The following is a 21,395-nucleotide window of genomic DNA, read 5'->3' as shown; positions in this document are numbered from 1 at the left end:
GGTGCTACGCGGCGAGGCCGACGCGCTGTTGCGCGCGGCGGCGGCCGGAGGAGCCCCGGCTGCCGCGGCTGGAGGCTGCCCGGGTCTCGCCGGCGGTGGCGGTGGGGCGGCCGCGGCGGCCGCGGCCGGTGGACTGGCTACGGCGCGGCCGCTCGACGACGGGGTCGGCGATCACGGTGGGGATGCCGGTGGGCACCCGGGCGCCGGTGATGCGGGCCAGGTCCTCGTCGCCGGAGCTGACCCTGGTGGTGATGGGGGTGATGGCGGCCGTGGTCATCATGCGGGCCATCTCGCGGCGCTGGTTGGGCAGCACGAGGGTGACGACGGTGCCGGACTCCCCGGCCCGGGCGGTGCGCCCGCCCCGGTGCAGGTAGTCCTTGTGATCGGCGGGCGGGTCCAGGTTGACGACGAGGTCGAGACCGTCGACGTGGATGCCCCGGGCGGCGACGTTGGTGGCGATCAGCGCGGTGACCTGGCCGGTGCGGAACTGCTCCAGGGTGCGGGTGCGCTGGGGCTGGGACTTGCCGCCGTGCAGCGCCGCGGCCTTCACCCCGTTCGCGAGCAGCTCCTCCACCAGACGGTCCGCGCCGTGCTTGGTGTCGATGAACATGATCACCCCGCCGTCGCGGGAGGCGATGTGGGCGATCGTGGCGCTCTTGTCGAAGGCCTGCACGTGCAGCACGTGGTGCTCCATGGTGCTGACGGCTCCTGCGGAGGGGTCCACCGAGTGGGTGACCGGGTCCTTGAGGAAGCGCCGCACCAGACGGTCGACGTTGCGGTCCAGGGTCGCGGAGAACAGCATCGTCTGGCAGCCTTCGGCGACCTGCTCCAGGAGCTCGGTGACCTGCGGCAGGAAGCCCATGTCGGCCATCTGGTCGGCCTCGTCGAGCACCGTGATGCCGACGCCGTCCAGTTGGCAGTCGCCGCGCTGGATCAGGTCCTTGAGCCGACCGGGGGTGGCCACCACGACGTCCGCCCCGCGGTTCAGCGTCTGAGCCTGGCGACCGATCGACACGCCGCCCACCACGGTCGCCATCCGCAGGCGCACCGCGTGGGCGTAGGGGGTGAGGGCCTCGGTGACCTGTTGCGCGAGCTCACGGGTGGGGACCAGCACCAGCGCCAGCGGGCGGCGCGGCTCGGCCCTCCGCCCGGCGGTGCGGGCCAGGACGGCCAGGCCGAACGCGATGGTCTTGCCGGAGCCGGTCCGGCCCCGTCCGAGGACGTCGCGGCCGGCCAGCGAGTTCGGCAGCGTCGCGGCCTGGATCGGGAACGGCGCGGTGACGCCCTGGCGGGTCAGCACGGACAGCAGTGCCTTCGGCATGTCCAGCTCGTCGAACGCTTCGACGGGCGGCAGCGCCGGGGTGGTGCTCACCGGCATCGCGAACTCCCCCTGCGGGGAAGCACCCTGACGCGCGCCCCGACCCTCGGAGCGCCGACCGCCGGCAGGCCGGTCGCCGTAGAAGGAGCTGCCGCCGGAGCGGGAGCCCGCGCGGGAACGGGAGTTGGCGTTTCGGTACGAGGAGCGACTGGAGGAGTTCATCGACAACCTTCCTGGACGGCACGTCGCGGGGCGGCTCCGCGGCGCGCGGCGCCGGCAGGAGATCGCAAGTCAACGGGCCGAAGTGTGGGGAGCGGGGCGTGGACGGTGAAACCGTGCGGCACGTCACCTCAGGCCGGAGATCCTCGAACTGTGGGATGTCACGGCAGGGCGCCGATCCGGACGCGACGCTGTGCGTCTCGCGTGGGGATGGCCGCCGGCGGCGGAGCCAGGGGGCCTGAACGGCCGGGGATGTGCGTCGTGGCGCAATGCCGAGGGGCCCGCACCGTGCATGTACTCGGTGCGGGCCCCTCGCTGCTAGGCGGGTGCCTTGACAGATGAACTACAGCGGACGAATGTTCTCGGCCTGCGGGCCCTTCTGGCCCTGCGTGACGTCGAACTCGACCTTCTGGCCCTCGAGCAGCTCACGGAAGCCGTTGGCGTTGATGTTCGAGTAGTGGGCGAAGACGTCGGGGCCGCCACCCTCCTGCTCGATGAAGCCGAAGCCCTTCTCCGCGTTGAACCACTTCACAGTGCCATTAGCCATAAAGAAATCTCCTTCAAGGGGCTTTCCGAAGCACGCACAGCGCGGGCTTCGAGTCGCCGCGATGAGCACCCACCCGGGAAAGAACCGGGAAACGAAAATACGCCTGCGAAACATCAGCAGGCGCACACAAAATTCATGGGAACCACTACTGCAACCAAGGCGACTCTAGCAGACCAAGGCCCGCCGTGGCGGAATATTTCACCCCCGGTTCCGCGAGAGCCTGCCCCAGGGCATCGGACCCGAGCCGACAGGAGCCTTCAACACACCTGCAAACCAAGCCGATTGAGCACGCATCCGCACCCCTCGGCGCCGACGTCTCCCAGGAGGGCGTTTCCCGCGACCGGGAGCGCCACGGTTGCTCCACCAACCCCGCAAACTCGACTCACCGGGCCCGTCAGGTATTCCGGGGGCGCACCCGGACGGCGTACACGGCATTCCAACCCCAGAAATCGATCGCCGGAAAGACCCCGCGCCCGCCTTTTCCGGCGCATACTGGAGGGAATGACGAAATCTGCAGCAGTCCGCCGCCACCTGCCCACCAGCCCCTTCAAGGTCCGAGTGGAGGCGCCGCGCAAGCACTTCATCGTCGGCGACCGGGTCTCCCACGACAGGTACGGCCTCGGTCGGGCCATCGGCGTCGAGGGCGACAGCGACATCGCGGTCCTCGTCGACTTCGGATCACGGCAGGAACGCATCACCCCGCCGTACACCGCCATGTTCAAACTCTGACCGAGCGCGGCCCGGCGGACGGCCGAAATCGCCCGGTCGTCAACGACGCCGGCCCGCTGTCCGACGGACGACACCGTCGGACAGCGGGCCGGTCCGGGGTGGCGTCGGGGGCGCCCCGCGCCCCGATCGTCAGACGACTCGCTGACCGTGAAGGTGGTGCGGGGGCCTGACCAGGCGGTCGCCGGCACGGTGCAACGGTCACCCCGTGCCGATGCGGCGCCCGGTGATTCCGTCCGGCCGGACGCGCACCCACAGCGGGCGGGAACCGCCGGCCCAGGGGGTGGAGCCGGGAAGGGACGCGAGGTGCTCTTCTTCGCCCGGGGTGTCGACGTGGTGGGCCTCGCCGAGGATGAGGACGCTCCAGCCCTGGCTGCGGTGGTCGTCGATGTGGTCCACCTCGAAGGAGACCGGCGAGCCCTCCCCCGGGGCGGCGGGGCCCCGGGGAGCCGTGCGGTAGGCGATCGTCCGGGCGTCCACCACGTAGTTGACCGGGAGCACGACGGGCGCCGAGGATCCGGGCAGACCGATGCGGCCGATGCCGTGGGTGCCGAGCAGGTCCCAGCACTGCGGCTCGGTGAGGTGGAACAGGTGGGGGCGCGGGTCGGCGTCGGCCAGCCCCGGTGGGGCGTCGGGGCGTCGGCCCGACAGCAGCTCCGGCCAGGTCATCCCGAGCACGGCGGCCACCCGAACGAAGCCCGGCGGGTCGAACTCCGGTCCTGACTGCAGGAGTTGCCGCAGGTAGGCGGGCGACATGGCGGCCCGGTGGGCGAGCGCCCCTTCACTCATGCCGAGTTGGTCGCAGCGCCTGGCGACCCGGCTGGCGAGTTCGCCGGGATCGGGACGACTGGTCATGATGGCGACTCCTCCGAACACGGTCGGTCACGTCCGGAAGAGCGCGACCTTGAGCGCCCCGGTGCCGGCCGCGTCGGCGAAGACGTCGTACGCGTCCTGCATCTCGTCGAGGCCGAAGCGGTGGGTGACCAGCCCGGCGACGTCGAGTCGGCCGACGGCCAGCATGTCGAGCAGCAGCGGGGTGCTGTCGGTGTCGACGAGCCCGGTGGTGATGGTGACGTCGCGGATCCAGAGGTCCTCCAGGTGGAGCACCGCCGGCTTGCCGTGCACTCCCACGTTGGCCACCCGGCCGCCGGGGCGCACCAGGCGGGTGCAGAGTTCGAAGGACTCGGGGACGCCGACCGCCTCGATGGCGACGTCCACGCCGAGTCCGTCCCGGCTCAGGGTCCGGACGGCCTCCGCGGTGGCCTCGGCCACGGTCAGGGTCGTGTCGGCGCCGAAGCGCTCGGCGGCGTCCAGACGGTTCTGCGCGAGGTCGATCACGATGATGCGGGAGGGGCTGTACAGCCGGGCGGTGAGGATCGCGGCGAGCCCGATCGGCCCGGCACCGACGATCGCGACGGTGTCGCCCGGCCCGACCCGGCCGTTGCGGACGCCGACCTCGTAGGAGGTGGGCAGGATGTCGGCGAGCAGCAGCGCGTCCTCGTCCCGGACGCCGTCGGGCAGTTTGTACAGCGAGGTGTCGGCGAAGGGGGTGCGGACGTACTCGGCCTGGCAGCCGTCGATCAGGTGGCCGAGGATCCAGCCGCCACCGCCGGTGCACTGGCCGTAGCCCGCGGCGCGGCAGTAGGCGCAGCGCCCGCAGGCGGAGATGCACGAGACCAGCACCCGGTCGCCGGCCGTGACGGTGCGCACGCCCGGCCCGGTCTCAGTGACGGTGCCGACGGCCTCGTGGCCCAGGATGCGGCCTTCGGTGACCTCGGGGACGTCGCCCTTGAGGATGTGCAGGTCGGTGCCGCAGATGGTGACCGCGTCCACCCGGACGACGGCGTCCTCCGGGTCGCGGACGGTCGGGTCGGGGACGTCGCGCCAGGTGCGGCGGCCGGGTCCGTGGTAGGTGAGCGCTTTCATGCTGCGGTCACTCCTCTCCGAGAGCGGAGCGGGCGGTTCCGCTCGCTACCAGCCTTCTCCGTGGCCGTGGCCGCCGCCAATGGGTCCGGTGGGTGCCCTCACTGGGCCGATGGGCCCCTTCGTGCGCCCGACGGACCGTGGCAGACGCGCCTACCCTGGTCAAGTGAGCAGCGGGGGCCGAGCCGCGGAGGATCCCCTTGGGCAGCGCATCGGAGTCCAGTGCATCGGAGACCAGCGCATCGGAGACGGCCGCCCCCGTACCGAAGCTGCGACTGGACGAACTCCTGGAAGAGCTCCAAGCCCGCCTGGACACCGCCCGCGGCACCCGGGACCGGGTGCACAGCCTGCTGGAGGCGGTGCTGGCGGTCGGCCGCGACCTGGAGCTGACCCAGGCGCTGCAACACATCGTGGAGGCGGCCGTCACCCTGGTGGACGCCAAGTACGGCGCGCTCGGCGTGATCGGCGAGGACCAGCGGCTCTCGCAGTTCATCCCGGTCGGGGTCACCGACGATCAGGTGAAGCTGATCGGCGACCTGCCCTCGGGGCACGGCATCCTCGGCGAGCTGATCCGCCACCCCGAGCCGCTGCGGCTCAGCCGGATCTCCGACCACCCGGCCTCCTACGGCTTCCCGGCCCGCCACCCTCCGATGCGCAGCTTCCTGGGGGTGCCGATCCGGATCCGGGACAAGGTGTTCGGCAACCTCTACCTGACCGAGAAGCGCGGCGGCGGCGACTTCGACGCCGAGGACGAGTCGGTGCTCGCCACCCTGGCCGTCGCCGCCGGGGTGGCCATCGACAACGCCCGGCTGTACGACCGGGCCCGCCAGCGGCAGCGCTGGCTGAAGGCGAGTGCGGACGTGACCAGCAGCCTGCTGTCGGGCAGCGCGGAGCAGGAGGTGCTGGACCTGCTGCTCGCCCGCGCGGCCGAGCTCGCCGGCGCCGACCTCGCCGCCGTGGCCGTACCGCTGCCGGAGACCGGCGAGCTGGAGGTGCGGATCGCCGTCGGCCTCGACGAGCGGGAGCACCGGGGTCTGGTGCTCCCGGTCGAGGGCTCGTTCATGGGCGCGGCCTTCCGCACCGGCGGGCTCGTGGTCAGCCCCGATGTCCAGAAGGACCCGAGGATCACGGTCGGCCCGCCACGGTGGAAAGGTCTGGGCCCGGCCGTCGCGGTACCCGTGGGCACCGCCGAGCGCGGTATCCGGGGCGTACTGCTGCTGGCCAGGGCGGCCGGGTCGCCGCTGTTCGAGGAGGGCGAGTCGGGGCCGCTCCTGGGCTTCGCCGGCCAGGCAGCGGTGGCGATGGAGCTCGCGGAGCGGCGCCGGGACTCCGAGCAGGTCGCGTTGTTGAAGGAGCGCGACCGGATCGCCCGCGATCTGCACGACCTGGCCATCCAGCGCCTCTTCGCCACCGGGATGACGCTGCAAGGCGCGACCCGCTTCATCGAGCATCCCGAGGCCACCGAGCGCGTCCTGCGGGCGATCGACGACCTGGACGAGACGGCCAAGACCATCCGCGCCACGATCTTCGGCCTGCGCCTGCGCGAGCGCGGCCCTGCCGCGGTCGGCCTGCGCACCCGCGTCGTCGAGGTCGTGGAGCGCGCCACCCGCTCCCTCGGCTTCGCCCCGGCGCTGCGGATGACCGGCCTGCTCGATGTCGGCGTGCCCGCCGACATCGCGGACGCGGCCGTCGCCGTCCTGGAGGAGGCCCTGTCCAACGCCGCCCGCCATGCCGGAGCCGACGCGGTGGAGGTCACCGTGGCCGCCGGCGAGGAGCTGACCGTGACGGTCGCCGACGACGGGGCCGGCCTCCCCGAGGGTGGCCGCCGCAGCGGCCTCGCCAACCTCGCCGACCGGGCCACCGCCCTGGGCGGTACCTTCACCGCTCGTACCCGCCCTGAGGGCGGTACGGCGCTGGTCTGGCGGGTCCCCGTGCCCGAAGGCTAGGGCCTAGGGGTCCGTCACCGCACCGGGGGCCAGGCGGGGTGTCGGGGCACCCTCGGGGCCGTAACCGAGGCGGAGCAGGATCTGCACGTAGCCGGGGCCGTGGTGCGGGTCGCGGGCTTCCCAGCGCAGGTAGGGCCATTCCATGGCCTGGTGCAGCAAGGAGGCCCGGACGCCTTGGACGGTGGCGGCGAGCAGGACGTGTTCCAGGGCGAGGCCGGCACGCAACCAGTCCTGCGGGGTGTCGTGCTCAGTGGTGAGGACCGCGATGCGGGGCTCGGCTTCGAAGAGGGCGGGGGCCTGGTGCTCGGCGGCGTGGATGGCGGAGAAGTCGCGCATCGGCAGGTGGCCGGTCAGGTCCTGCGGGCCGAGTGCGCTGACCGGGATGCCGTAGGGCGGTGCCTCGCCCGTGCGGATCCAGTTGCGGCTCTCGGTGCGCTGGGCGTCGTCCGTGATGTTGCGGCGTTCGGCCTCTGCGGTGAGGTGCAGCAGCCGGGCGGTCTCCGTGTGGCCGGGCAGGAGGAGTACGGCGTCCTCGGCGAGCGCGGCGGTGGCCAGTTCGTCGAGGACGGTCGGCGGGACCGGCTTGCCGGTGAACGGCGTGCGGATGGAGTGGCGGCGCCAGATCGCCTCGTAGAGCTTCTCCGCACCCGGGGCCGGTGCTGCGGCAGGGGTGTCGAGCCGGACGGCGGCGAACAGTTCGGGGTCGGCCGGATCGGGCAGCAGGCGCACGTCGGGCGCCCAGCCCAGGTGGCGGGCGGCGACCCGCAGGTTGAGCACGGCCGCGCCGACGGAGATGTGCAGGGCCCGGCCCTGCGGGTCCGCAGCCGGGACGGCCCGGCTGCGGTCGGCCCGGACCTCCAGGTCCGAGGTGTCCGGCTGGAGCCGGAACCGCCAGGGCTGGCTGTTGTGGATCGAGGGTGCGGCCACCGCCGCGGAGACGAGCTTCTCCAACGCGACGGCGTCGAGGGCGAGAGTGGACATGACCGGCTCCTCAGTGCGTCGTCAGCCGGAGGCGGGCGGATCGCCGCCGCCGCGCAGGGTGTCCAGACGGGTGCGGTACTCGTCGGGGTCGATCTCGCCGCGGGCCAGGCGTTCGGCGAGCAGCTGTTCCGGGGTCGGCCGCTGAGACGGTGGCGCGGCAGGCGGGCTCGGTACAGCCGGGTCGTGCGGGGTCGTCCGGCCCAGGTGCCGGACCAGGGCGACCACGCCGAGGACGACGAGCGCCCAGAAGAGCAGCATGCTCACGGTCATCAGGCCGATGCCCCAACCGTTCATGCCGTGATCGTTCCAGTACATCATCGCCGTCTCCTCAGCCGTGACGGGAGGTCGATCACCTCCACCGTGCGGCCGGGGACCGACGAGCCGCTTGGGCCGTTCGGCTCTACCTCCGGGCCCGCTCGGACCGTGGCGGCTCAGTGCGGGCGCTGGTGGTGCTGCTCGGGCTGTTCGGCGTGGGCCGCGAGGACGGCGGCTTGGAGGCGGCGCTCGACACCCAGCTTGGCGAGCAGGCGCGAGACGTGGTTCTTCACGGTCTTCTCGGCGAGGTAGAGCTCCTGACCGATCTGGCGGTTCGTCTTGCCCTCGCCGACCAGTGCAAGGATCTCCCGTTCCCGCGGGGTGAGCCCGGCGAGTGCGGCGTCGGTCTCGTCCTCCTCGTGGTGGCGCAGGCTCTCCATCAGCTTGTGGGTGGTGGCCGGGTCGAGCATGGACTGGCCGGAGGCCACCGTCCGGACCGCGCTGACCAGGTCGGCGCCCTTGACCTGCTTGAGCACGTAACCGGCCGCTCCGGCCATGATCGCGTCGAGCAGGGCGTCGTCGTCGTCGAAGGAGGTCAGCATCAGGCAGGCCAGACCGGGCATCCGGTCGCGCAGCTCGCGGCAGACGGTCACACCGTCGCCGTCCGGGAGCCGCACGTCGAGCACGGCGACGTCCGGGCGTAGCGCGGGCACCCGGGCCAGGGCCTGGGCGCAGCTGCCGGCCTCGCCGACGACCTCGATGTCGGCCTCGGCCTCCAGGAGGTCGCGGACGCCCCTGCGGACCACCTCGTGGTCATCCAGCAGGAACACCCGTACGGGCTGGGGCGTGTCCATGGCGTGCTCCCTGGGGTGCGCTCGGTGACACCACCGATTCTGCGCGTCCGCGTCGAGCCGCGCACCGCGTCGGGTGCGCGGGACGACGGCCACCGGGCAGTGGGCGCCGGCAGTGGGCGCCCGTGGATCACCACCCTGGTGACCGGGCCCGGGGGGTGCCCGGTGCGGTCGAGCACCAGAAGCGCGGCCGAGGCTGCGGCGGCCACGATCCCGGCACGTGCGTGCTCAGCGGCCGGGCGCCGGACCGATGTCGTCCTCGTCCCACGTGAGGTGGTCGGCGAGGCCGTTGAGGCCGTCGATGCGGGCGAGTTGGAGGATCAGGGAGGCGGCGTCGCCACGCGTGCGGGTGCGGCCGGTGAGCGCGAGCAGGCCGCGTTCGCAGCGGACGTGCAGGGAGCCGGGAACGACTCCGCTGCCGGGTGTGAGGGCGAGGGCGAGGGCCTCGGAGCGGATGGCCTCGTCCTCGCGGCGCAGGGCGTCGAGCAGGTCGTGGGTGGAGAGCAGACCCGCCAGCCGGCCGTCGGCGTCCACCACCGGCAGGTGGTGCAGGGCGTGTTCGGTGAGCAGGGCCGCCGCCTCGGTGACGCTCGTGTCCTCGGTGACGGTGACCACCGGGGTGGCCATCAGGTGGCGGGCGGGCAGTTCCTGCTCGGGGTCCTCCTCGGCGTAGGCGGCGAGCAGGTCGGACGCGGCGATCACCCCGGTCACGGTGCCGTCGTCGGACACGACCGGCACGATGCCCCGCCGGGAGGCGCTCAGTACGGCGGCGACGGTGGCGAAGTCGGTGCCGGGGGTGACGGCGACGCCGGGCCCGCTCATGCAGTCGCGGACCGCCGTGCGGCCGGGTGACCGTACGGGTTCGGAGGCGGGGAAGGTGTCGGCCTCCGTGCCGTCGAGGATGCTGTGCTTCATGGCGGTTCACTCCGCTTCGGCGGCCGCCGGGCGCCGCAGCCGCCGCAAGTAGGGGTCGAAGGACGGCCGGCGTTCGAGGCGGACCCGGGCGTCCACGCAGAGCGCGCCGTCGGCGCGGACGATGACGGGATTGAGATCGGCCTCGACGAGCTCGGGGAAGTCGTCGGCCAGCCGGGACAGCCGCGTGAGGACGGACCGTACGGCGGCGAGGTCGACGGGAGGCGCTCCGCCATTGCCCAACAGCAGGGGTGCGCCGCGCAGTTCGGTGACCATGGTGGTCAGGTCGCGCTCGCTGAGCGGGGCGAGCCGGGCCACCCGGTCGGCCAGCACGTCGGCGGCGGTCCCGCCGAGGCCGAGGACGACCAGCGGGCCGAAGACCTGGTCCTGGACGACACCCGCGAGCAGCTCCAGGCCGGGTGCGGCCATCGGCTGGACCACCGCTCCGGCCAGTTCGGCACCGAATCGACGGGTGAACTCCCGGTAGGCGGAACGTACTTCGGCATCCGCGCCCAGGCCGGTGCGGACGGCGCCGGCGGCGCTCTTGTGCACCTGTCCCGGCCAGTAGGCCTTCAGGGCCACCTTCCCCTCGTGCCCGAGCCCGCGCAGGCCGGCCGCGGCGACGGACGCCGCGTGTTCGTCGCGGGCCCACACCGAGGTGGTCAGCGGCAGGCCGTACGCCTCCAGCAGGTCGGCGGTGGAGAGCGGGTCGAGCCAGCCGCCCTCGGGGTGGGCGGTCAGGTAGCCGTCGACCAGGCTGCGGGCGCTGCGCGGGTCGCAATCCGGTGCGTCGGCGGGCTCGACGGGCGGCTCGGCGAGCCGGCGGGCACGCTCCCGGGCGTGGGCGAGGGCGCGGGCGGCGGCAAGGGTGTCGGAGTAGGCCGGGAGCATGCCGCCGTCGGCGCAGGTGCGGTAGCGGACGGGGACCTGCTGGTCCAGCAGCACGGCGGCGATCGGGACGCGGCGCCGGGCCGGGCCCTCCAGCAGGGCGTGTACCGGGTCACGGTCGGGGGTGGTGCCCAGCGCCGTCGGCACCAGGCACACCAGGATCGCGTCGATGGCCACCTCGTGCTCCAACGCCCTTAGGAAATGGGTGAGTTCGACGGGAGTCACCACCGCTGTGGTGTCCACCGGGTTACGGACGGAGGCGCCCGGCGGGAGCAGCTTCCCCAGCTCGGCCGGGAGTTCCGGAAGCACCAGCCCGGCCTCGACACAGGCGTCCGCGGCCAGGATGCCGATGCCGCCCGCGTTGGACACCACGGCCACCGCGCCGCGCGGGGCGGGCAGCGGCTGGGCGTGCAACAGGGCGGCGGCCTCGACCAGCTCCTCGATGCTGCGGGTCGCCGTGATGCCGGCCTGCCGGAACAGTGCCTCCCGGGTGACGGTGGGGGTGGCGGCGGCCGCGGTGTGCGAGGCGGCGCCCCGACGGCCGGCGGTGGAGCGCCCGGCGTCGACAGTGAGCACCGGGATGGTGCGGGTGACGCGGCGGGCGGTCCGGGCGAAGGCACGCGGGCCGCCGAAGGACTCCAAGTGGAGCAGCGCGAGGTCGGTGCGGCCGTCCGCCTCCCACCACTGGAGCAGGTCGTTGCCGCTGACGTCGTACTTGTCGCCGAGCGAGACGAAGCTCGACACCCCGATGCCCAGCCAGGCCAGCCGCTGCAGCAGGGCGATCCCCACGCCGCCGCTCTGCACCGCGACCCCGGCGCTGCCGGCCCTGGGGAAGGCGCCACCGAACTCGGCGTCCAACCGGACGGCGGGATCGGTCTGGGCCAGGCCCAGGCTGTTCGGCCCGACCAGGCGCATGCTGTGCCGGCGGCAGGCCCTCATCAGCCCACGGGCCTCCTCCGCCCCGAGCCCGGAGGTGAGCACCACCAGCGCCCGCACCCCGGCGGCACCGCACTCCTCGGCCGCCCCGGGGACGGCTCCCGCCGGCACGGCCAGCACGGCGAGGTCCGGCACGGCGGGCAGCGCACGGACGGACGGGTACGCGGGCTCGCCGTCGATCTCGTCGGCGTGCGGGTTCACCGCCCAGACCGCACCCGCGAAGCCACCGTGCCGGATCTTCCCGAGAACGGTCCGCCCGACCGAGCCCGACCGTCTGGACGCCCCGACCACCGCGACCGAGGCCGGGCGCAGCAGGGTTGCCATACTCGCGACGTCGGCCCGGCGTCCGCGTTCCTCCACTGCCGAGCGGTAGCGCTCGTCACCCTCGTCCAGCGGTACCCGGATCCTGACCTCGCCCTGGGTGTAGCGGCGCTGCACGGGTAGCCCGAGGTCGGCGAAGACCCGGTGGACCGCCCGGTTGCCGAACAGCGTGTCGGCTTCGAAGAAGCGGATTCCGGCGGCCCGGGCGGCGTGCACCAGGTGTTCCAGCAGCAGGGTCGCGACGCCCCGGTGGTGCCAGCGGTCGGCCACCGCGAGGGCCAGCTCCGCGGTCTCCGGGGGCTCGTCCAGCAGCTCGCAGTCCGCCTCGCCGACCAGTTCCTCCCCGACCCAGGCACCGAGCGCCAGCAGGCCGGTCTGCGGCGACCCGCACAGCCGGTCGGCGGTTTGCTTCGGCGCGTTGCGGCTCACCCCGAAGAAGCGCATCCGGCGGCTCTCCTCGGACATCCCGGCACCGTGCAGGCCAAGCACCGCTTGGTGGTCGCCCGGCCCGAGCGGCCGGAGCTCCACCGTGGTGCCGTCGGCCAACAGGGCCTCTGCAGTGGTGTGCGGCGGGTGGACGGTGGACATGGCGCCTCCTCGGCCGTCGCCGTTCTACCCCTCCATCCTCCGCGCCGGCGCCGCTCGCCACGAGGGCCGACCGGCCCCGCCCGGCACGCTGGTCAGCCCGGCGCGGAGCGGTGCACGGACCGGGCGGCGAGCGGCTCGGCGGCGTCGTGCGCAGACTGGAGGAAGGCCATTCGGCACGGAGGTCACCTCGTGGCACCAGACCCGCCGGCGGGGTATCCCGACATGCCGGACCCGTGGACGCTCCGCTACCAGGGCTACGACCCCGGTGGGGAGGGGCTGCGCGAGGCGCTGTGCGCCGTCGGCAACGGCTACCTGGTCAGCCGGGGGGCCGCGCCGGAGTCCGTCGCGGACGGCGTCCACTACCCGGGGACGTACCTGGCCGGCTGCTACGACCGGGCAGAGTCGACCGTCGCGGGCCTCACCGTCTCCAACGAGGACCTGGTCAACAGCCCGAACTGGCTGCCGCTGACCTTCCGCCCGCCCGGCGGCGCCTGGTTCACCGGCCCCGCGGCCGAACAGACCCTGGAACTGGATCTGCGCCGGGGCGTACTGACCCGCAGGGCGCTGGTGGTCGACGGGCTGGGCCGGCGGACCGGGCTGGTGCAGCGCCGCCTCGCCAGCCAGGCCCAGCCGCACCTGCTCGCGCTGGAGAGCACGTTCACTCCGGAGAACTGGTCCGGGCCGCTGGAGGTCCGCTCGGGCCTGGACGGCTGCGTCACCAACAGCGGCGTCGCCCGCTACCGGGGGCTGACCGAGCACCACCTCCGACCGGCCGGTCAGGGAGTGGACGAGGACGGGCTGCTGTGGCTGGAAGCGTCCGCCGCCAACTCGCCTCTGCGGATCGCGCTCTGCGCCCGGACGAGCGGCGACCCGACGAAGGTGTCGACCGAGGGCCGCACGGGTTGGGCGGCTCATGTCCTGACCCTGGACGCCGAACGCGGCCGGCCGGTCACGGTGGAGAAGACCGTGGCGGTCTACACCTCCCGCGACCGGTCGATCGAGACCCCACTGCGCGCCTGCCGTCTCCTCGCCGCCGAGGCGGGCGACTTCGAGCAGCTGCTGGCCGAACACGCCCTACGCTGGGACGAGTTGTGGCGCCGCTGCCGGATCGAGGCCGACTTCGACGGCCTCGGCCCGCTGCACCTGAACCTGTTCCACCTGCTCCAGACCTACTCCGAGCACTCCGTCGACCTGGACGTCGGCATCCCGGCCCGCGGGCTGCACGGCGAGGCGTACCGGGGACACGTCTTCTGGGACGAGCTGTTCGTCCTGCGGCTGCTCAACCTGCGCTTCCCGGAGCTGGCCCGCGCTGTGCTCCGCTACCGCCACCGCCGCCTCGACGTCGCCCGCCGCCAGGCCCGGGAGGTGGGCCTGCGAGGGGCGATGTACCCGTGGCAGAGCGCGAGCGACGGCCGCGAGGAGTCGCAGCAGTTGCACCTCAACCCGCTGTCCGGCCGCTGGCTCCCCGACCACAGCCACCTCCAGCGGCACGTGGGCTCCGCCGTCGCGTACAACATCTGGCAGTACTACCAGGCCACCGACGACCGGGGCTTCCTCGCCTCGGCGGGCGCCGAGACGCTGCTGGAGATCGCTCGCTTCTGGTCCTCCGCCGCCACGTACGACCGGGACCGGGAACGCTGGTCGATCCGCGGGGTGCTCGGCCCCGACGAGTACCACGACGCCTACCCGTGGGCGAACCGGCCGGGCCTGGACGACAACGCGTACACCAACGTACTGGCGTCCTGGGTGCTGGCCCGCGCCCAGGACGCCCTGGACGTCCTACCCGGCTACCGACGGGACGAGCTGCGCGAGCGCCTGGCCCTCGACGACGCGGAGCTCGACCGCTGGCAGGACGTCAGCCGCCACCTCCACGTCCCCTTCCACGAGGGCGTGTTGAGCCAGTTCGACGGCTACGAGCGGCTCACCGAGCTCGACTGGGAGGCCCGCCGGCGCCGCTACCCCGACCTGCGCCGGCTGGACCGCATCCTGGAGGCCGAAGGGGACACGGTCAACCGCTACAAGGTCTCCAAACAGGCCGACGCGCTGATGCTCTGGTACCTCTTCTCCGCCCGCGAGGTCCGCGACCTGCTGCGCCGTCTCGGGTACCCGGCGCACCACGAACTGCTCCGTCGCACCACCGCCTACTACCTCCGGCGCACCGTCCACGGCTCCACGCTCAGCTCGGTGGTGCACGCCTGGGTGCTCACCCGCTCCGACCGCCGCGCCTCCTGGCGCCACTTCCGCGACACCCTGGTCGCGGACCTGCGGGACAGCCAGCACGGAACCACCTCCGAGGGCGTCCACCTGGGCGCGATGGCGGGCGCGGTCGACCTGCTGCAGCGCTGCTACACCGGCCTGGAGGTCCGCGAGGACGCCCTCTGGCTCGACCCCCACCTCCCCTCCGCGCTCGGCCGGCTGGAGCTGGACCTTCGCTACCGGGGCCACTGGGGCCTCACGATCACCGTCGACCGCCGGACCGTCACGGTCGGCCTGCGCCAGGACCGCCAGGAACCCGTCCGCATCCGCCTGCGCGGAACCGAGGCGACGATCCGCCCCGGAGAGTCCCGGCGCTTCCACCTCTGACGCCCTCGGCGGCAGTGTCCGGCTCTGGAAGAATCCGGCCGTGACCGACATCAACCAGAGCCTCCGCCACGCCCTGCTCCGCCGGGGATTCGCCCTCGAGTACACGACGCTTGGCTGGAACGTGATCGGCATCGTGGTCCTCGCGGTCGCCGCGATCGACGCCCGCTCGGTCGCGCTGGCCGGCTTCGGCCTGGACTCCCTGATCGAGATCGGCGCCTCCACCGTCGTGCTCTGGGAGCTGTCCGGCAGCGGCGAGGAACGGCAACGGCGGGCGCTGAGACTGATCGGGGCCGGCTTCGCGCTGCTCGGGCTCTACCTGCTCGCGCAGTCCACGACCGTCCTGGTCAGCGGGTTCCACCCGCACCACTCCCCCCTCGGCATCGCCTGGACGGCCGTCACCGCCGCCGTCATGTTCGCCCTCGCCCGTGGCAAGGCGCGCACCGGCGCCGCCCTGGACAACGCCGTCCTCAGGGCCGAGGGCCGGGTCACCCTCATCGACGGCCTGCTCGCCGCGGCGGTCCTGCTCGGCTTGGTCCTCAACAGCACCCTCGGCTGGTGGTGGGCGGACCCCGCGGCCGGCTACGTACTCGTCTACTACGCCGCCCGCGAGGTCCGCGAGATCTTCTTCGGCGACCACTGAACCAGCCGGCCGCCGTCACCGGCGCCCGGACCAGCGCGGCTCCACCTGCTCCCAGGAGGCCTCCCAGCCCTGCTCCGCCCGCCGGTCCAGCGCGTGGCGGCGCAGCGCGACGGCGCCCTCCGCGCCGAAGCCGAGCACGATCACCGTGCCGAGGCCGACCAGGGCGGCGTCCGTGATGATCAGGTCGGTCGGCTTGGGCCCGCCGACGGGGTTCCCGGCGTCGTTCAGGCTGACCCGGACGGGCGTCCCGACGAGGGTGCCCTCCGGTACGGGCACGCTCCCGGTGCCGGGCCCGACCGGGTAGGTCCAGCCGGCCGGGGCGTGCTCCCGCACTCCGGTACGCGAAGTACCCGACAGTGCGGCGCCCGTGGTGACGGCGGTGACGATGTGCTGGTGCCGCGCGGTCTGCTGCGCCGTGTGGGTCTCCACCCGGTAGACGAGCAGGGCCGCGACCACGGCCGTGACCAGGGTGGCCAGCATGGCCACCGCCAGTCCGGCCACCAGGCGGCTGTACGCCTGGTCGAGCGGGCGGCAGAGCGGATTGTGATCCCGGCCGGTGGCCCGGCGGACGTGCCCGCGCAGGGAGGTGCGCGAGGCGGGGTGCCTGTGTGTGGTGGCTGCGGCGGACATGACGCGCCTCCTCGGTGCCGGGGGTCGCTTCTGCTCCCACCGATCAGTCTTCCGAGCCCGCCGCGGCTCCCCGAGGGCCGGACGGGCCCGGCTGCCGGGTCCGTCCGGCCCCTGCCAGGGCCCCCGTCCGGTGGTGCCATGGAGGTACGAACGGCCAGGGCAAGGCCCCGGCCCCGATCCCGGGAGGACGGTATGAAAGCCGCCGTGGGAGACCGCATCATCGTCCAGGGCACCCGGCCGGGTGCGGCCCGCCGGGACGGCGAGATCGTCGGCCTGCACCACCCGGACGGCAGCCCGCCGTACGACGTGCGCTGGTCGGACGACGACCGGGTGACCGAGTACTTCCCCGGGCCGGACACCCGGATCCACCACCTCGGTCACGACTCCGAGGACACCGGGACCGCACCGGTCGCTCCGCACCTCTTCGCCGACTGACCGGCCACCACTACGACCTGGTCGTCGAACCCGAGGACTTCGTCGTCGAGGACAACGACGGACCGCCGCGCGCCGGCGAACCCGACCGCGCCCGATGACGGGATCGGACTCCCGCGGCCTCGCTCGCGTATGGTGCACCGGAATCGGAACCGGTGAGGGAGAGGTACAGGTCGATGAGCACCTCGGCGCGGACGGCCGGGCCACAGGAACTGCGACGGCACCTGGGCGTGTTCGATGCCGTGGTGATCGGGCTGGGGTCGATGATCGGCGCGGGCATCTTCGCCGCGCTCGCGCCCGCCGCGGGGGCAGCCGGGTCCGGGCTGCTGATCGGACTGGCGTTGGCCGGCCTCGTCGCGTACTGCAACGCGACCTCCTCCGCACGGCTGGCTGCCCGCTATCCGCAGTCTGGCGGCACCTACGTGTACGGGCGGGAGCGTCTCGGCGAGTTCTGGGGGTACCTGGCCGGGTGGGGGTTCGTCGTCGGCAAGACCGCCTCCTGCGCGGCGATGGCACTCACCGTCGGCTCCTACGTCTGGCCCGCGCAGGCCCACGCCGTGGCGGTCGCGGCGGTGGTGGCGCTGACCGCGGTCGACTACGTCGGTGTGCAGAAGGCTGCCTGGCTGACCAGGGCGATCGTCGCCGTCGTGCTGGCCGTGCTCGCCGCCGTGGTGACCGCCTGTCTGACCAGCGGCGCCGCCGACACCGGCCACTGGGCGGTCGGCGCCGACGCCGGCTTCCACGGGGTGCTACAGGCCGCCGGCCTGCTGTTCTTCGCCTTCGCCGGGTACGCCCGCATCGCGACCCTCGGCGAGGAGGTCCGCGACCCACAGCGCACGATCCCCCGCGCGATCTCGGTCGCGCTCGGCGTCACCCTGGTCGTGTACGCCGTCGTCGCGCTCTCCGTCCTCGCCGTGCTCGGCCCCGAGCAGCTGGCCCACACCCCGGCGCCGCTCGCCGAGGCGGTCCGCGCGGCCGGCGCACCGGGCCTCGCCCCGGTGGTACGCGCCGGCGCGGCGGTGGCCGCCCTCGGCTCACTGCTCGCGCTGATCCTCGGCGTCTCGCGCACCACCCTGGCGATGGCCCGCGACCGGCACCTGCCCCACCGACTCGCCGCCGTCCACCCGCGCTTCGCAGTACCGCACCGCGCCGAACTCGCCGTCGGCACCGTCGTCGCAGCCCTGGCGGCCGTCGCGGACGTGCGCGGCGCGATCGGCTTCTCCTCCTTCGGAGTACTCGCCTACTACGCCGTCGCCAACGCCTCCGCCTGGACGCTCACCCCCGAGGAGGGGCGCCCGCCGAGGATCGTGCCCGTCGTCGGCACGGTCGGCTGCCTCGCCCTGGCCTTCGCCCTGCCGGCGTACTCGGTGGTGTGGGGCGCCGTGGTCATCGCGCTCGGCGCCGCCGCCTACGGCCTGCGCAAGGCGCTCGCCCGCGCCTGACCACGACCGCCCGGTGCGGCGGACATCGCCCGGTCCGGCAGACGAGGCTGAACGGACCTGCCGCGGCAACCGACCGGGCCGGTGCCCGGGGGCGTGCGCCTCTGCGTCGCCCTGCTCGACTCGGTCGGCACGCGCTGCGCGCAGCACGCCACTGCTCGGTGGTCATCGTCCGCCCGCAGTGAGGCTGCCCGCAGTGAGGCTGCCCGCGGTGCGGCCACCGGCGGGCCGGGCCGCTCGGGCGGCCCCGTCAGTCGTCCACCTCGTCGTCAGTCGTCCACCTCGTCGAGGACCTCCCCCACCGGGCGGCGCGGGCTGGCCGCACCGGGCGGGCCGTATCCGAGGCGCAGCACCAGCTGGACGTGTCCGGGCCCCTCGACGGGGTCGCGCAGGCGCCAGCGGGTTTCGGGGATCTCGATGGCCTGGTGCAGGACGGAGGCGCGCAGGCCGTGGACGGTGGCGAGCAACCAGACCCGCTCCATCGCCTGCCCGGTCCGCAGCCAGTCGGCCTGGTGGTCGAAGTGGGTGGCGAGGGTGGCGAGTTGGGGAAGGGCCTCGAAGCGTTCGGCCGGGGTGCTGTGGCGCGGCGGGTGGCCGGTGAAGCCGCGCATCGGGACGCGGGCGTCGCGGTCGTGCGAACCGAGGGCGGCGAGCGGGATGCCGTCGTAGGACGGTTCCAGGCGCAGCCAGTTGCGGGTCTCGGCCTCGCGGGTGACGTCGGCGGCGATGTGGGCCTCGGCCTCGGCGGTCAGGGCGAGCACCCGGCGTACGCCGTACTCCTCCAGCATGGTGAGCGTGGCGCCTTCGTCCTGGGCTGCCGTGATGAGGTCGGCGACCAGCGCCTCGGGAACGTCCCGGTTGGTGAAGGGCTGGCGGCTGGAGTGGCGCCGGGCGACGGCCGGGTAGAGGTCCGCGCCGAAGGGCTGCGGTGTGCGGGTGGGTGCGGACAGGTCGAGCACGGCGCGCGGCTGTGCGTCCTCGCCTCCCGGAAGGAGGTGGACGACGGCCTCGCGGCCGAGGTGGGCGGCGGCCACGCGCAGGTTGAACAGGGCGGCGCCGATCGAGATGTGCATCGCCCTGCGGTCCGGGTCGGCGGCCGGGACGGCCCGGCTCGGGTCGGCGTGCACCTCCAGGCCGAGCAGGTCGGGCGTGGGGCGGAAGCGCCATGGCTGGCTGTTGTGCAGTGAGGGCGCCGCACCGCCGGCTTCGGCCAGCAGGCGGAGGTCCGCGGTGGTGAGGGCGGTTTCGGTGGTCATGGTGGTTCACTCCCTGCCGGCGGGGAGCGCCGGTGATCCGAGCATCCACCGGAGCGAGGCAACGGTCGAGGGCCCAACGGCCCTGACCGCTTCGGCCGGACGGCACTGAGTGCTGAGAGCGTGCACCTCATCGGACGGCCGGGGCCGGCAGCTCGATGTGCCCGGTGCGAAGGCGGACCCCCGCGCGATCGAGCGACCGCCGTGCACTTCACCACGGCACTACGCCGGCGTCCTCGAAGAACTGGCCCGTCGGGCCGTCGTCGGGCAGGGTCGCGAGTTTGATGGCGATGGCCGCGCCCTGTTCGGGGGTGCGCACGCCCCGGAAGCCGTTGAGGTCGGTCGCGACGTAGCCGGGGCAGCCGGCGTTGATCAGGATGTTCGTACCGCTCAGCTCCCGGGCGTACTGGAGGGTGACGGCGTTCAGGAACGTCTTCGACGGCGAGTACGCCACGGCCACCGGACCTGTGCTCAGCTCACCGGCGGTCCCTGACTGCCGGGTGAGGGAGCCGACACTGCTGGACATGTTGACGATCCGCGGTGAGGCCGATCGGCGCAGCAGCGGCATCATCGCGTTGGTGACACGGATGACGCCGATGACGTTGGTCTCCACGACCGTGCGGATGGTGGCGGGGGCGACCCGGGTGGGCTCCTGGGGCATGCCGCCGGTGATGGCGGCGTTGTTGACGAGCACGTCGAGGCGCCCGGCCTGTTCCTCGATCAGCCGTGCGGCGGCTGTCGCGCTCGCGTCGTCGGTCACGTCCAGCGGCACGCCGAAGGCGTCGACGCCGGCCGCGCGCAGTCTCTCCACCGCGGCCCTGCGGCGCTGCTCGTCGCGGGCGCCGACACCGACGCTCCAGCCGAGGGCGCCCAGACCCGCGGCGATCTCGTAGCCGATTCCCTTGTTCGCACCGGTGACCAGCGCAATCGTTCGTTCGCTCATGGGAACCATGCTGCTCTCGGACCCCGGCGGGGGTCCAAGACCGATCGGGTGGGCGACGATACCTTCCAGGTATCGATCCGGAGTACCGTGGCGGGATGGAGACCAGGGAACTGCGCTACTTCGTCGCCGTCGCCGAGGAGTTGCACTTCGGGCGCGCGGCGCAGCGGCTCGGGATCGCACAGCCGCCACTGTCACGGGCGATCCAGCAGCTCGAACGCCGACTCGGGGCAGCGCTGCTGGATCGGACCAGCCGCACCGTCACGCTGACCGAAGCCGGCTCGGTGCTGCTGGTCGAGGGCCGGGCGGCCCTCGACGCGGTCGAAGCGGCCGAGCGCCGGACCCGCCGCGCCGCCCTTTCCCCGACCGGCCGTCCCGGCCTGGTCCTGGTCACGAAGGCCAGCGCGTCCCGCGAACTGCTGGCGGAACTGCTGGACGCGTACGCCGCCGAACCCGGCGCGGTCTCCGTCGAGGTCATCCTGTGCGGCCCGGCCGAGCAGGAACGATTTCTGCGCGAGGGCCGGGCCGACGTGGCGCTACTGCACCGGCCGTTCGACTCGACGGCCGGGTTCCACACCGAGGAACTCAGCACGGAGGGCCAGGTCGTGGTCCTGCCGGCCGGGCATCCGCTCACCGTCCGGCCCCATGTGCACATGGCCGACATCACCGGGCTGCCCGGCCTGCCTCTGCCGCGCTGGCCCGACCCCGACGGCAGCTACCCACCCGGCCCCGGCCCGCAGGTCCGCGACCACGCGCAGTTGTTGCAGCTCGTCGCGCTCGGCCGTGCCTGCGCGGTCTCCCCGGAGTCGTGCCGAGCTCAACTGCACGGTGACCTCGCCGCCGTGCCCGTGCTGGACGCGCCGAAGGTCACCACCGTGATCGCCTGGCCGCCGCACAGTCGGTCCAGAGCCGTCGCCGACCTCGTCCGGACCGCGACCCGTCTGCGGTAGTTCCGATGCGCCGGGCGCGTTCCGGCACACCCGAAGCGGAACACGGGAGTGCTGCTCCCGATCCGGCATCGTCCGACCCGTACGACAGCCCCCTGACTCCCGAGCCCGCGAACGGAT

The 21,395-nt window shown here is 73.5% G+C and carries 19 protein-coding genes; 7 read left to right on the top strand and 12 right to left on the bottom strand.

Annotated elements, in window-relative coordinates:
* Positions 1-4 precede the first annotated feature (4 nt).
* Positions 5-1,540 (bottom strand): DEAD/DEAH box helicase, encoded by a 1,536-nt coding sequence (locus ACZ7BZ_RS26565; RefSeq protein ID WP_470360492.1) that lies wholly within the window; start codon positions 1,538-1,540, stop codon positions 5-7.
* A 340-nt stretch (positions 1,541-1,880) separates the two neighbouring features.
* Positions 1,881-2,084: a cold-shock protein gene (locus tag ACZ7BZ_RS26560; RefSeq protein ID WP_030918248.1), complete on the bottom strand. Its 204-nt coding sequence runs from the start codon at positions 2,082-2,084 to the stop codon at positions 1,881-1,883.
* Between the two features lie 501 nt (positions 2,085-2,585).
* Here ACZ7BZ_RS26560 and ACZ7BZ_RS26555 point away from each other — a divergent pair.
* The gene (locus tag ACZ7BZ_RS26555) at positions 2,586-2,813 is read left to right on the top strand and encodes a hypothetical protein (protein ID WP_380452792.1); all 228 of its coding nucleotides are present in this window, start codon (positions 2,586-2,588) and stop codon (positions 2,811-2,813) included.
* A 198-nt stretch (positions 2,814-3,011) separates the two neighbouring features.
* Here the strand turns inward: ACZ7BZ_RS26555 and ACZ7BZ_RS26550 are convergent, their stop codons facing one another.
* A complete protein-coding gene (locus ACZ7BZ_RS26550; RefSeq protein ID WP_470360491.1) occupies positions 3,012-3,665 on the bottom strand; it encodes a pyridoxamine 5'-phosphate oxidase family protein in 654 nt (217 codons plus the stop codon).
* A 27-nt stretch (positions 3,666-3,692) separates the two neighbouring features.
* Positions 3,693-4,736 carry a zinc-dependent alcohol dehydrogenase family protein gene (locus ACZ7BZ_RS26545; protein WP_470360490.1) on the bottom strand — a complete coding sequence of 348 codons (1,044 nt, stop codon included), beginning with the start codon at positions 4,734-4,736 and terminating at the stop codon, positions 3,693-3,695.
* A 197-nt stretch (positions 4,737-4,933) separates the two neighbouring features.
* Between ACZ7BZ_RS26545 and ACZ7BZ_RS26540 the strand changes: the two genes are divergently transcribed.
* The gene (locus ACZ7BZ_RS26540) at positions 4,934-6,679 is read left to right on the top strand and encodes a sensor histidine kinase (RefSeq protein ID WP_470360489.1); all 1,746 of its coding nucleotides are present in this window, start codon (positions 4,934-4,936) and stop codon (positions 6,677-6,679) included.
* A 3-nt stretch (positions 6,680-6,682) separates the two neighbouring features.
* On the opposite strand, the gene ACZ7BZ_RS26535 is transcribed toward ACZ7BZ_RS26540, so the two are convergent.
* The 5 genes from ACZ7BZ_RS26535 to ACZ7BZ_RS26515 all read right to left on the bottom strand — a co-directional run bounded on the left by ACZ7BZ_RS26535 (position 6,683) and on the right by ACZ7BZ_RS26515 (position 12,411).
* Positions 6,683-7,660: an Acg family FMN-binding oxidoreductase gene (locus tag ACZ7BZ_RS26535; RefSeq protein ID WP_470360488.1), complete on the bottom strand. Its 978-nt coding sequence runs from the start codon at positions 7,658-7,660 to the stop codon at positions 6,683-6,685.
* 21 nt (positions 7,661-7,681) lie between these two features.
* Entirely contained in the window at positions 7,682-7,978 is a 297-nt protein-coding gene (locus ACZ7BZ_RS26530) for an SHOCT domain-containing protein (RefSeq protein WP_470360487.1), read from the bottom strand.
* Positions 7,979-8,091: 113 nt separating this feature from the next.
* Positions 8,092-8,769, bottom strand: a complete 678-nt coding sequence (locus tag ACZ7BZ_RS26525; RefSeq protein ID WP_470360486.1) for a response regulator — start codon at positions 8,767-8,769, stop codon at positions 8,092-8,094.
* Positions 8,770-8,994: 225 nt separating this feature from the next.
* A complete protein-coding gene (locus tag ACZ7BZ_RS26520; RefSeq protein WP_470360485.1) occupies positions 8,995-9,681 on the bottom strand; it encodes a CBS domain-containing protein in 687 nt (228 codons plus the stop codon).
* A 6-nt stretch (positions 9,682-9,687) separates the two neighbouring features.
* Complete coding sequence (locus ACZ7BZ_RS26515; RefSeq protein ID WP_470360484.1) at positions 9,688-12,411, bottom strand: bifunctional acetate--CoA ligase family protein/GNAT family N-acetyltransferase; 2,724 nt, start codon at positions 12,409-12,411, stop codon at positions 9,688-9,690.
* 222 nt (positions 12,412-12,633) lie between these two features.
* Here ACZ7BZ_RS26515 and ACZ7BZ_RS26510 point away from each other — a divergent pair, with 222 nt between their 5' ends.
* Positions 12,634-14,994 carry a glycoside hydrolase family 65 protein gene (locus tag ACZ7BZ_RS26510; RefSeq protein ID WP_470360483.1) on the top strand — a complete coding sequence of 787 codons (2,361 nt, stop codon included), beginning with the start codon at positions 12,634-12,636 and terminating at the stop codon, positions 14,992-14,994.
* Between the two features lie 40 nt (positions 14,995-15,034).
* Positions 15,035-15,634 carry a cation efflux transmembrane domain-containing protein gene (locus ACZ7BZ_RS26505; RefSeq protein WP_470360482.1) on the top strand — a complete coding sequence of 200 codons (600 nt, stop codon included), beginning with the start codon at positions 15,035-15,037 and terminating at the stop codon, positions 15,632-15,634.
* A gap of 15 nt (positions 15,635-15,649) precedes the next feature.
* Here ACZ7BZ_RS26505 and ACZ7BZ_RS26500 read toward each other — a convergent pair whose 3' ends face one another.
* Positions 15,650-16,264, bottom strand: a complete 615-nt coding sequence (locus tag ACZ7BZ_RS26500) for an Rv1733c family protein (protein ID WP_470360481.1) — start codon at positions 16,262-16,264, stop codon at positions 15,650-15,652.
* A gap of 204 nt (positions 16,265-16,468) precedes the next feature.
* Here ACZ7BZ_RS26500 and ACZ7BZ_RS26495 point away from each other — a divergent pair, with 204 nt between their 5' ends.
* A complete protein-coding gene (locus ACZ7BZ_RS26495) occupies positions 16,469-16,699 on the top strand; it encodes a DUF1918 domain-containing protein (RefSeq protein ID WP_470360480.1) in 231 nt (76 codons plus the stop codon).
* A gap of 173 nt (positions 16,700-16,872) precedes the next feature.
* Positions 16,873-18,138: an APC family permease gene (locus ACZ7BZ_RS26490; protein ID WP_470360479.1), complete on the top strand. Its 1,266-nt coding sequence runs from the start codon at positions 16,873-16,875 to the stop codon at positions 18,136-18,138.
* 266 nt (positions 18,139-18,404) lie between these two features.
* Here the strand turns inward: ACZ7BZ_RS26490 and ACZ7BZ_RS26485 are convergent, their stop codons facing one another.
* Together ACZ7BZ_RS26485 and ACZ7BZ_RS26480 are read right to left on the bottom strand one after the other, a co-directional pair.
* Positions 18,405-19,391 (bottom strand): Acg family FMN-binding oxidoreductase, encoded by a 987-nt coding sequence (locus ACZ7BZ_RS26485; protein WP_470360478.1) that lies wholly within the window; start codon positions 19,389-19,391, stop codon positions 18,405-18,407.
* A gap of 208 nt (positions 19,392-19,599) precedes the next feature.
* Positions 19,600-20,331 carry an SDR family NAD(P)-dependent oxidoreductase gene (locus ACZ7BZ_RS26480; protein ID WP_470360477.1) on the bottom strand — a complete coding sequence of 244 codons (732 nt, stop codon included), beginning with the start codon at positions 20,329-20,331 and terminating at the stop codon, positions 19,600-19,602.
* Positions 20,332-20,426: 95 nt separating this feature from the next.
* Between ACZ7BZ_RS26480 and ACZ7BZ_RS26475 the strand changes: the two genes are divergently transcribed.
* Positions 20,427-21,278, top strand: coding sequence for a LysR family transcriptional regulator (locus ACZ7BZ_RS26475; RefSeq protein ID WP_470360476.1), 852 nt, complete (start codon positions 20,427-20,429; stop codon positions 21,276-21,278).
* The last annotated feature ends 117 nt before the right edge of the window (positions 21,279-21,395 follow it).

It is taken from the genome of Kitasatospora sp. NPDC036934 (genome assembly GCF_055608425.1).
Note: the sequence above shows the minus strand (reverse complement) of the source record. Positions and strands in the feature narration are given on the sequence as shown.

Excerpts from the sequence above, each read along its gene's own strand:
- ACZ7BZ_RS26565 (WP_470360492.1), bottom strand. The coding sequence starts at position 1,540 with ATGAACTCCTCCAGTCGCTCCTCGTACCGAAACGCCAACTCCCGTTCC.
- ACZ7BZ_RS26560 (WP_030918248.1), bottom strand. The coding sequence starts at position 2,084 with ATGGCTAATGGCACTGTGAAGTGGTTCAACGCGGAGAAGGGCTTCGGC.
- ACZ7BZ_RS26555 (WP_380452792.1), top strand. The coding sequence starts at position 2,586 with ATGACGAAATCTGCAGCAGTCCGCCGCCACCTGCCCACCAGCCCCTTC.
- ACZ7BZ_RS26550 (WP_470360491.1), bottom strand. The coding sequence starts at position 3,665 with ATGACCAGTCGTCCCGATCCCGGCGAACTCGCCAGCCGGGTCGCCAGG.
- ACZ7BZ_RS26545 (WP_470360490.1), bottom strand. The coding sequence starts at position 4,736 with ATGAAAGCGCTCACCTACCACGGACCCGGCCGCCGCACCTGGCGCGAC.
- ACZ7BZ_RS26535 (WP_470360488.1), bottom strand. The coding sequence starts at position 7,660 with ATGTCCACTCTCGCCCTCGACGCCGTCGCGTTGGAGAAGCTCGTCTCC.
- ACZ7BZ_RS26530 (WP_470360487.1), bottom strand. The coding sequence starts at position 7,978 with ATGATGTACTGGAACGATCACGGCATGAACGGTTGGGGCATCGGCCTG.
- ACZ7BZ_RS26525 (WP_470360486.1), bottom strand. The coding sequence starts at position 8,769 with ATGGACACGCCCCAGCCCGTACGGGTGTTCCTGCTGGATGACCACGAG.
- ACZ7BZ_RS26520 (WP_470360485.1), bottom strand. The coding sequence starts at position 9,681 with ATGAAGCACAGCATCCTCGACGGCACGGAGGCCGACACCTTCCCCGCC.
- ACZ7BZ_RS26515 (WP_470360484.1), bottom strand. The coding sequence starts at position 12,411 with ATGTCCACCGTCCACCCGCCGCACACCACTGCAGAGGCCCTGTTGGCC.
- ACZ7BZ_RS26510 (WP_470360483.1), top strand. The coding sequence starts at position 12,634 with ATGCCGGACCCGTGGACGCTCCGCTACCAGGGCTACGACCCCGGTGGG.
- ACZ7BZ_RS26500 (WP_470360481.1), bottom strand. The coding sequence starts at position 16,264 with ATGTCCGCCGCAGCCACCACACACAGGCACCCCGCCTCGCGCACCTCC.
- ACZ7BZ_RS26490 (WP_470360479.1), top strand. The coding sequence starts at position 16,873 with ATGAGCACCTCGGCGCGGACGGCCGGGCCACAGGAACTGCGACGGCAC.
- ACZ7BZ_RS26485 (WP_470360478.1), bottom strand. The coding sequence starts at position 19,391 with ATGACCACCGAAACCGCCCTCACCACCGCGGACCTCCGCCTGCTGGCC.
- ACZ7BZ_RS26480 (WP_470360477.1), bottom strand. The coding sequence starts at position 20,331 with ATGAGCGAACGAACGATTGCGCTGGTCACCGGTGCGAACAAGGGAATC.
- ACZ7BZ_RS26475 (WP_470360476.1), top strand. The coding sequence starts at position 20,427 with ATGGAGACCAGGGAACTGCGCTACTTCGTCGCCGTCGCCGAGGAGTTG.